This is a genomic window from Vibrio sp. 10N.247.311.47, assembly GCF_041467535.1.
Lineage (GTDB): Bacteria > Pseudomonadota > Gammaproteobacteria > Enterobacterales > Vibrionaceae > Vibrio > Vibrio crassostreae_C.
Genome location: NZ_JBFSUR010000064.1, coordinates 1 through 9,487, shown reverse-complemented (window position 1 = coordinate 9,487; position 9,487 = coordinate 1). Strand labels below are relative to the sequence as shown.

Sequence of the window (9,487 nt, the reverse complement as noted above, 5' to 3'; positions counted from 1 at the left end):
CCCCCCCCCCCCCCCCCCCCCCCCCCCCCCCCCCCCCCCCCCCCCCCCCCCCCCAGTATGAGTAAGATAGCGAAGCAAGACGTTGCGCGTCTTATCGAGTTAGTCGGTGGTAAAGAAAACATTGCGAGTGTCAGCCACTGTCTGACTCGACTGCGTTTTGTATTGAACGATACAGAGCAGGCCAACAAAGCTGAACTCGAAAAACTGAAGCTAGTAAAAGGCTGTTTTACTAATGCAGGCCAATTCCAAGTTGTGATTGGCACTGAAGTTGATGAAGTGTACGCACTTCTGATTGAACAGACAGGTAAAGAGGCATCATCAAAAGATGAGGCGAAGCTGGCTGCTCGTCAAAACATGAACTTCCTTGAGCGTGGTATCTCCCATTTAGCCGAAATTTTCGTACCACTGCTGCCTGCCATCATTACAGGTGGTTTGATTCTTGGTTTCCGTAATGTGATTGGCGACATTCGCATGTTCGACGGCAAAACCTTAGTTGAAATCAGTCAATTCTGGGCAACCGTTCACTCTTTCTTATGGTTGATCGGCGAAGCTATTTTCTTCTTCCTACCGGTTGGTGTGTGTTGGGCTACGGTTAAGAAGCTTGGCGGAACCCCAATTTTGGGTATCACGCTCGGTGTGACCTTAGTTTCACCACAACTCATGAACGCATACATGATAGGTAAATCGGTACCTGAGGTATGGGATTTTGGACTGTTTGTGATTGAGAAGGTCGGTTATCAGGCTCAGGTGATCCCAGCAATGTTAGCGGGTGTGGCTTTGGCGTTCATTGAAACCAATCTTAAGCGCATCGTCCCTGCTTACTTGTACCTAGTTGTGGTGCCATTTGTATCGATTATTTTGTCTGTGATTCTAGCGCACGCTTTCATTGGCCCATTCGGTCGTATGTTAGGCGATGGTGTGGCATTCGCAGCTAAAGCGGCAATGACAGGTGATTTTGCGATTCTTGGTTCAGTGGTTTTTGGTTTCCTATACGCACCTTTGGTTATCACGGGTATTCACCACACCACCAACGCGGTGGATCTGCAACTGATGCAAGACTTAGGCGGGACACCAATTTGGCCTTTGATTGCACTATCAAACATTGCACAAGCATCGGCAGTAGTCGGCATCATTATCTTGAGTAAGCGTGAAGGTGAACGAGATATCTCGGTTCCTGCGGCAATCTCAGCCTACTTAGGTGTAACAGAGCCTGCGATGTACGGTATTAACCTTAAATACAAATTCCCAATGCTGAGCGCAATGATTGGTAGTGCTGTTGCAGCCGCAATCTGTGGTAGCGCGGGTGTGATGGCGAATGGTATCGGTGTCGGCGGCTTGCCGGGCATCCTATCGATTCAACCTCAATATTGGTCGATTTACCTAGTCGCGATGCTGGTGGCGATAGTACTGCCTATCACGCTAACCCTGTTTTTCTACAAGCGAGCCCAATCCAAGGGTGAGTTAGAAACCGCGAACGCGTAATGCATTGAATAAGCGATGACTCCAAAATGAGTTATCGCTTTTTCTTTTAGTTATAACGGCTATTCGACCATGATTCACATGGTGATTTTTATTTTATATTTTCTGGTAAGTGAGTGTTAGAGATGGCGATGACTGAACATGATGAAAGCTGGTGGAAAACCGCAACCATCTATCAAATCTACCCAAAGAGCTTCTGCGACAGTGGCAGTAAAGGTACTGGCGACATCAAAGGGATCATTTCGAAACTGGATTACCTCAAACATTTGAGTGTCGATGCGATTTGGCTAACCCCGGTTTACGCATCTCCTATGATCGATAATGGTTACGATATCTCAGACTACTACGCGATTAATCCTCAATTCGGCACCATGGAAGACTTCGACTTATTGCTGTCTGAAGCGCACCAACGTGGTATCCGTATCGTGATGGATATCGTGGTAAACCACACCTCGACAGAGCATGCATGGTTTCAATCTGCTTTGGGCGACAAAAACAGCTCTTACCGCGATTACTATATTTGGAAAGATCCCGTAGATGGTCAAGCACCAACTAACTGGCAGTCTAAGTTCGGTGGTAATGCGTGGGAACTAGATGAGGCGACTGGGCAATACTTCCTACACTTATTCGCCAAAGAACAGGCTGACCTCAACTGGGAGAACCCGGTTGTACGTGAAGAAGTGAAAGACGTTATCAGCTTTTGGGCAGAAAAGGGCGTTGATGGTTTCCGCTTGGATGTGATCAACCTGATTTCGAAGCAGCAAGACTTTCCTAATGATGATATCGGTGATGGCCGTCGTTTCTATACCGATGGTCCACGTGTACACGAATACCTGAAAGAGATCAGCGAAGCCGTATTTCAGAAGTACGGCAGCGTGACCGTAGGCGAGATGTCTTCAACCACGTTGGAACACTGCCAGCAATACTCAAACGTTGATAACAGTGAGCTATCGATGGTGTTTAACTTCCACCACCTTAAGGTCGATTACACCAATGGTGAGAAGTGGACCAATGCGCCGTTTGATTTCTTACAGCTCAAGTCGATCTTCAATCATTGGCAAACGGGTTTGAACGGCAAGGGCTGGGGCGCATTGTTTTGGTGTAACCACGACCAACCGCGAGTGGTGAGCCGCTTAGGTGATGATCAGCAATATCGTGTTGAGTCGGCCAAGATGTTGGCTGCTTCTGTGCACATGATGCAAGGCACGCCTTATATCTATCAAGGTGAAGAGATTGGTATGACCAACCCTGGCTATACTGACATCAGCCAGTATCGTGATGTTGAGAGTACCAATATGTACGACATCATGGTTAACCGTGATGGTGTGGCTCATCAAGATATGATGGCGATTCTAGCGCAGAAATCTCGTGATAACTCTCGTACACCAATGCAATGGAATAGTGAGCCTTACGCCGGATTCTCACAAGCTCAGCCATGGCTTGATGTAGCGAATAATTACTCTGAGATTAACGCTGAGCAAGCACTGGAAGACAAAGACTCTGTTTTTTATTTCTATAAGAGCTTGATTGAGTTACGCAAACAAGTACCAGTGATTACGGATGGCAGCTATCAAGATCTATTGCCTGAGCACCCGTCGGTATTTGCGTACTCTCGTGAGAGTGAAGGACAAACTCTGCTGTGCATTAACAACTATTATGGTGAAGAGGCTGAATGCGTTTTACCTGAACGTTTTGAGATGGCAAAGGCTAAGAGCTTGTTGTCTAATTATCAAGTGAGCGAGAGTTTAGTGGCGTCTCATCATCAAGTTTTGCAACCTTACGAGACTCGTATTCTTTTGATTGAAGGGTAACCTTGTTTCATTTCAATGAGCCTAATTTTGATTCCCCTTAAAAGATTAGGCTTCTACAAAGGCTTTGGAGTGCTCCCCAAAGCCTTTTTTTCGATGCCCTGTTAGTGCTTAGTGAGCATTTCGATCTCTTCGTGTGAAAGAGGAACAAGGGTTGGCACTGACTGTGGTGTGACAGCGACATTCAGTTCATCGAGAAGCATTGTCAGTTTGTCCATCGGCCATTGTTGAAGCTGAGCTTTAATCTCTTCGTAGGCGTCATCCCTTTCTTCTCTCACTGCTTTGTCCATTTCAAGTCCTGCAAAGTTAACGTTGTTTGCTCAAGACCACTGATTTCACTGTGTCGCACATAGCCAAATACGGGATGATAAATCGTCGTGATATTTTCATTGATGAGTGTACTACTCGACGGTTGCTCATCATTGTTGCATTCTAGAGTCAGTATTGATTGGTATTCGAGTAAGCCTACTTCTATTTGTTGATTATTAATTTTCTCAAATATTTTACCGTTTTCTATTCTTTTCTGTTCTCTTTTCCAATTCAAAGAACAGCGACTGATCACCATTTTAGGATCAACATCATACTGTTCGACTAATCGGTATGCATCTTCATCGCTGATGTCGAGTCCGTTAATATTATGTTCCCAAAATGAAGAACTTATTTGTTGATCTTTATATGTATTAGCCGATGTAGGAAATTCCATGCTATCAAAAATATGGATTAAAGAAGGCGCTTTATTAAAGAAGTCAATCAGACTTAAAGAAGCCTCTTCATTAATTCGATATAGCTGACCATCTTTTTCATACAAAAAATCTGTATCTTCATTACTTCCTATCGAGTTCTTAATTATTCTCACATAAAAGCTATCTACACCAATATTGGAAAGGTTATTAATGATTGCTGTCAATTGATCTGTCTCCTTTTGAGGGAGAGTGTCTAAAACGTCGATGAGTTCAATCGCATTTTTAGGAATGTATTTAATGTAAAAAACCTCTGAAGAGCCCCCATCAAGACGATTTATTTTCTCTTCATAGTTTAGCCACTGTTCATTTTTTGGAGAAAATTGGGATTTATTAAAGTCCAGATCTGAGCCGATTTGTTTTTCTGGTATAGAGGGTGATGAGCTATTACAGCCTGATAGAAATAGCGATGATAAAATAGATAATAAAGTTAATTTGTTCTTCATGATTTTAATCCGGTAAAAATGCTGAGGTGTTTATGTTGTCAACAAGTTTGAAGATTAGCGTTTGATAAGCCAAATAATGAGAGATAACAAAGATTAACGAATCTTATTTTTATGTTTAATCTTCTGTTTTTAAAGGTTTTTTTTGTTATTTTATTTCATTTTTTATTGGTATTCTAGCGTAGCAGTCTTATTCATTAATAGATTAACTTAAGTGACCTAAGTGTTTTGTTCGTATTTGTTTTACTTTGTTGTTTTATTTATTTAATCCAATTCGTTAACTTCTCGTCTACCAAAATGGTAATAAATAAAAGAAGGATAACTAAATGCGTAATAATAGTGGCTATAGCTTAATTGAATTGGTGATCGTTATTGTGGTGATCGGTATTTTATCGGTGGCAGCGATACCTAAATTTATGAATATTCAAAATGAAGCGAGAGAAGCTCGACTCTATAGTGTAAGAGGTGCTTTAGAATCGGGTATCAATATGGCTCATGGAATGATGATGTTAGAAGGGAAAGAACACTATCGTTATGTTTCAAATAAAATTGAGGGTCAAACTTCAGATGGTTATGGTGTAATTCCGTTACAGAACTTGCCATTTAAAGGGTGTGAGATCGATGGAAGAAAAAGTTGTGCATTTATTTATGGTTACCCTGATGCCGACGAAAATAATCTATCCATTGTCCTAAAAGGCATTCTCGGTTCGTCTTCATTGTGGAAGGTACACCGAACGGAAAATGAAAGAGGTACTGCTTATATTACGCCACTGAATCAAAATGAATTTAAACAGTGTTCAGTTCGATATCAGGTCCCTCTTTCTCAAGAAGAAGATTATCAGATCGATGTTTTGCCTTGTGCTTAATTGATTGACATAAGATTGAATAAAACCATGATCAAATAAGTTCATGGTTTTATTTTTGTTTCTGCATCTTGATCATGGTTTGGCAATAGGCTTCAATCATATTGCGCCAATCATAAGTCATCGTTTTATTCGAAAATTTGCTCTTCAACTGATTCCAAGGTGATAAGCAAGTTTCTACTGATTCTGGTTGAGCAAGTCGTTTAAATAGCGCTTTTGATGGGACTGTATGGGATAGTGAAACGATGGATTGTAGGTAGTTTTTCATAAAGAGATCTTCTCGGCCGCTTTTATAAGAAATATCGGAAACGAGAAGGTAAATTAAGGCATTATCAATCCTTGAACCACCTACTGGAGTGCGTAGAAAATCAAAAGCGTTTTCTAGGTTTCCTGCTTTCAGGTTAATTAGGCCTAACCATATGCCTAGTTCGTCAGGAAGCGGAGTGAAACGCGTATACAGTTGGCTAATAGCCTTTTCCAACGTCTCTTTATTGGTTTCAAACAATGTGTTGTGTCGAGCAAAATAGAGGGCTTTAAATTCATCATTTGGAATGAATGAACCTTCGTCAATATCACGGTCATACTGCTTAAATACAGACAAATTATCTAGTTGCCAATCGTATTCAATCGGAATGGGAAGTGCAAAAAAACGAGCGATGTCTTGCTGTAGAGGCAAAAGGGAAAGGCTCAAGCTGTTGAGATTGATAACGTAGGTTTTTTTGAACACTTCCTTATCAGATGTAGAAAAGAGCAGCTTAGCTTCGGCATGAACAGTGGAAGGTGTTTCGAGATCTTTTAAGCGAATGTTGAGTTTGTACTCACTTGATATGCTCTCTTTTGCTCCGGGCCAATAGGGACTGTCATCGATTGTCGTCACGAAGTAACTCGGAATGTCTTGATTGACCAAATCGGTATATGGATATTCAATTTGTTGCTCAAGAATCAAAGCTTTAATGATTTTCCTATGCTGTTTTGATTGAGGGCCCGTAGCATCAATACGATGCAGAAGAAGCTCTCTCATTTGGATGGTTTGTTGTTTGCGATATTGCTCGATTAGATTGCTTGTTTTTGTAACATAAAGATAAGACGAAACAAAAAATGCCATAGAAAGGAACACGATCAAGTAATGTAAGGGCTTTATGTTGGTCAGTTTGGTACTCAACGCAAGACGTATTGTGGGCGGTGTTTCTCGGGAGGGAGCATGGTCATCTTCCTCAAGAGTGATTAGCTTTACTTGGCTGTCGCAAAGGTAATAGCCTTTACGGGGGTAAGTCACCAGTATTTTTGTTGCATCTTCATGGATTAAATATTTTTGAAGGAGCGCACGGAAGGTCGATATTCTGTTAGTCAGTACATTTTTAGAAATGTAGTCGCTATGCCAGATCTCTTGAATGATCGCGTTAGAAGAAAGCGGTTCACCGACATGAGTAAGCAAAAACTCGAGCAGTTCAATGGTTCTTGGTTCTAAATCGATTATCTCATCGTTATACTGTAAGTGCTTTTTCTGCGGATTATAGATCATTCCCCCGATTTTAATTAGGCCGCCAACCTCTTTTGCTTCTTCAAGAATATTTCGCATCATGTAGGAACATCATTATTAATTATTTGCCTGTATTATATAGCATTTTTCTTAAACGGAGTATGCGTGTTGTCACCTGTAGTGGATTTTATATCGGTGTGGCTTATGATTCATCGCCAGTACTAAATTCAGTGCCAAAGCTCCTAAAATGGAAAGTAAGATTGTTGTAGGAGTGACAAAAAGAAAGGAAGTGAATAGGATTATCGCGTCAATCGCCATTTGTGATTTTCCGACGGAAATACCAAATTTATCTTGGATGAATAAACACAGGACGTTGAACCCGCCAAGACTCGAATGATGTCTAAATAGGATCAGCATGCCTAAGCCCATTAACAAGCCGCCAGCTACCGCACAGTAAATTTCATTATGAACGTCTAACGAAATCACCAAGTATAAATGATCGGCAAATACAGACACTAAAGCGCCAGAAATGGCACTGCTTATCGCAAAGTGACGGCCAAATCGTTTCCATGCTAATAGGTAGAATGGGCAGTTGGCAATAAAGTACAAAATACCAAAGGTTACTGGTGTAAATTGACTCAAAAGCAGTGCCAAGCCAGTCGTACCACCAGTAATCAGGTTTGCTGACTGTAAAAAGAAGACGCCTAACGCCACTAAAAACGTGCCAGTGAGAATCGCTACCCAATCTTCTTTACGTGAGTGTTTTTCCATCGTTTTTATAATTACCTAACCAATAAAGGCGTGCATAGTAGAGAAAAACCTTAGCTTTCGGTAGCTGGAGGGGCAAAATTAAGGTAAACCTATGTAATCTGCGTTTTACAGGGTGTAAAGCGTAAAATTGACAGTAAGCGCCATCTTTGGTTGGATAAGCCAAATAACCATGATGAATCTTATTTGTGATTATGAAAAAACTGCATGATAAAATTGCAATTAGCTCTTTATGACCTAGATCAAATTATGTAGAATGCGTCACATCAAAACGGTGACGGAAACGTTTGCTTTCGGTCGTTGTGTGGTTTTTTTGAAACTTTCAGTACAATCTGAGTCAGGAGATACAGATGCTTAAGCGTGACATGAACATTGCTGATTACGATGCGGATCTATTCGCAGCTATCCAAGAAGAAACTCTTCGTCAGGAAGAGCATATCGAACTTATCGCTTCAGAAAACTACACAAGCCCACGTGTAATGGAAGCTCAAGGTTCTCAGCTAACAAACAAATACGCTGAAGGCTACCCAGGCAAGCGTTACTACGGTGGTTGTGAGTACGTAGACAAAGTTGAAACTCTAGCAATTGAACGTGCATGTGAACTATTTGGTGCAGAGTACGCAAACGTACAGCCTCACTCAGGTTCTCAAGCAAATAACGCTGTATACATGGCACTACTAAATGCAGGCGATACGGTTCTAGGTATGAGCCTAGCACACGGTGGTCACCTAACTCACGGTTCTCCAGTAAACTTCTCTGGTAAGCTTTACAACATCATCCCTTACGGTATCGATGAAGCGGGTCAAATCGATTACGAAGAGATGGAAAAGCTGGCTATCGAGAACAAGCCTAAGATGATCATCGGTGGTTTCTCTGCTTACTCTCAAATCTGTGATTGGAAGCGCATGCGTGAAATCGCTGACAAAGTAGGTGCTTACCTGTTCGTAGATATGGCTCACGTAGCAGGTCTAATCGCTGCAGGCGTTTACCCGAACCCAGTGCCACACGCTCACGTAGTAACTACAACGACGCACAAAACGCTTGCGGGTCCTCGTGGTGGTCTAATCCTTTCTAACGAAGGCGAAGATCTTTACAAGAAGCTGAACTCAGCAGTATTCCCAGGCGGCCAAGGTGGTCCTCTAATGCACGTTATCGCTGGTAAAGCAGTAGCGTTCAAAGAAGCTCTAGAGCCAGAGTTTAAAGAATACCAAGCACGCGTTGTTGCTAACGCAAAAGCAATGGTTGCTGAATTCCTAGCTCGTGATTACAACATCGTTTCAGGTTCTACAGAGAACCACCTGTTCCTAGTTGACCTAATCAACAAAGACATCACAGGTAAAGAAGCAGATGCAGCACTAGGTGCAGCAAACATCACTGTAAACAAGAACTCAGTACCAAACGACCCACGTAGCCCATTCGTTACTTCAGGTATCCGTATCGGTTCTCCTTCTATCACTCGTCGCGGTTTCTCAGAAGCAGACGCGAAAGAGCTAGCAGGTTGGATCTGTGACATCCTAGATAACATGGGTGATGAGTCTGTTATCGAAGCGACTAAAGCAAAAGTACTAGAGATCTGTAAGCGTCTACCGGTTTACGCTTAATTTTTCTGGCTCAAATAGCTTAATTTCTGTGTCAAAGGTGCTCATTTACATTCGTAAACTCCGCGCCTTTTCCTTGAACTAAAGCTATTTGATTGAAAAATACGATTTGAAAGGCTCCTGTTGGGAGCTTTTTTTGTTTTTTTGGGTATTACGTTGTCGAGCATGCTCACTTACATTCGTAAGCTCCGCGTGCTCTCCTAGAATTTCAAACAACTACTTTGAAAAATATTGATACTAGAGGCTCCTTAATAGGTTCATCGCGGATTAGCGGGAACTAAAAACAAAAACGGTAGTAAGTGATATGG

Annotated in this window: 8 protein-coding genes; 4 read left to right on the top strand and 4 right to left on the bottom strand. The window is 42.0% G+C overall.

What is annotated here, in order from left to right; all coding sequences use genetic code 11:
* Window positions 1-57: 57 nt before the first annotated feature.
* The gene (gene treB / locus AB6E51_RS23600; RefSeq protein ID WP_017063347.1) at window positions 58-1,482 is read left to right on the top strand and encodes a PTS trehalose transporter subunit IIBC; all 1,425 of its coding nucleotides are present in this window, start codon (window positions 58-60) and stop codon (window positions 1,480-1,482) included.
* 122 nt (window positions 1,483-1,604) lie between these two features.
* On the top strand, window positions 1,605-3,290 hold the full coding sequence (treC, locus tag AB6E51_RS23595) for an alpha,alpha-phosphotrehalase (protein ID WP_229647155.1): 1,686 nt from the start codon (window positions 1,605-1,607) through the stop codon (window positions 3,288-3,290).
* A gap of 101 nt (window positions 3,291-3,391) precedes the next feature.
* Here treC and AB6E51_RS23590 read toward each other — a convergent pair whose 3' ends face one another.
* On the bottom strand, window positions 3,392-3,577 hold the full coding sequence (locus AB6E51_RS23590; RefSeq protein ID WP_372057892.1) for a hypothetical protein: 186 nt from the start codon (window positions 3,575-3,577) through the stop codon (window positions 3,392-3,394).
* Window positions 3,562-4,473: a hypothetical protein gene (locus tag AB6E51_RS23585; RefSeq protein WP_372057891.1), complete on the bottom strand. Its 912-nt coding sequence runs from the start codon at window positions 4,471-4,473 to the stop codon at window positions 3,562-3,564. The genes AB6E51_RS23590 and AB6E51_RS23585 overlap by 16 nt, the downstream gene beginning before the upstream one ends.
* Window positions 4,474-4,796: 323 nt before the next feature.
* Here AB6E51_RS23585 and AB6E51_RS23580 point away from each other — a divergent pair, with 323 nt between their 5' ends.
* Complete coding sequence (locus AB6E51_RS23580) at window positions 4,797-5,336, top strand: prepilin-type N-terminal cleavage/methylation domain-containing protein (RefSeq protein WP_102507657.1); 540 nt, start codon at window positions 4,797-4,799, stop codon at window positions 5,334-5,336.
* A gap of 49 nt (window positions 5,337-5,385) precedes the next feature.
* Here the strand turns inward: AB6E51_RS23580 and AB6E51_RS23575 are convergent, their stop codons facing one another.
* Window positions 5,386-6,915 (bottom strand): transcriptional regulator, encoded by a 1,530-nt coding sequence (locus AB6E51_RS23575; RefSeq protein ID WP_372057890.1) that lies wholly within the window; start codon window positions 6,913-6,915, stop codon window positions 5,386-5,388.
* A 69-nt stretch (window positions 6,916-6,984) separates the two neighbouring features.
* Window positions 6,985-7,584, bottom strand: a complete 600-nt coding sequence (locus AB6E51_RS23570) for a YitT family protein (protein WP_146441296.1) — start codon at window positions 7,582-7,584, stop codon at window positions 6,985-6,987.
* A gap of 347 nt (window positions 7,585-7,931) precedes the next feature.
* Between AB6E51_RS23570 and glyA the strand changes: the two genes are divergently transcribed.
* Entirely contained in the window at window positions 7,932-9,182 is a 1,251-nt protein-coding gene (gene glyA / locus AB6E51_RS23565) for a serine hydroxymethyltransferase (protein ID WP_372057888.1), read from the top strand.
* Window positions 9,183-9,487 lie beyond the last annotated feature (305 nt).

Bases quoted from the DNA above. Each gene is read 5' to 3' on its own strand.
- treC (WP_229647155.1), top strand. From the start codon at position 1,605: ATGGCGATGACTGAACATGATGAAAGCTGGTGGAAAACCGCAACCATC.
- AB6E51_RS23585 (WP_372057891.1), bottom strand. From the start codon at position 4,473: ATGAAGAACAAATTAACTTTATTATCTATTTTATCATCGCTATTTCTA.
- AB6E51_RS23570 (WP_146441296.1), bottom strand. From the start codon at position 7,584: ATGGAAAAACACTCACGTAAAGAAGATTGGGTAGCGATTCTCACTGGC.
- glyA (WP_372057888.1), top strand. From the start codon at position 7,932: ATGCTTAAGCGTGACATGAACATTGCTGATTACGATGCGGATCTATTC.
- AB6E51_RS23580 (WP_102507657.1), top strand. From the start codon at position 4,797: ATGCGTAATAATAGTGGCTATAGCTTAATTGAATTGGTGATCGTTATT.
- AB6E51_RS23575 (WP_372057890.1), bottom strand. From the start codon at position 6,915: ATGATGCGAAATATTCTTGAAGAAGCAAAAGAGGTTGGCGGCCTAATT.
- AB6E51_RS23590 (WP_372057892.1), bottom strand. From the start codon at position 3,577: ATGGACAAAGCAGTGAGAGAAGAAAGGGATGACGCCTACGAAGAGATT.
- treB (WP_017063347.1), top strand. From the start codon at position 58: ATGAGTAAGATAGCGAAGCAAGACGTTGCGCGTCTTATCGAGTTAGTC.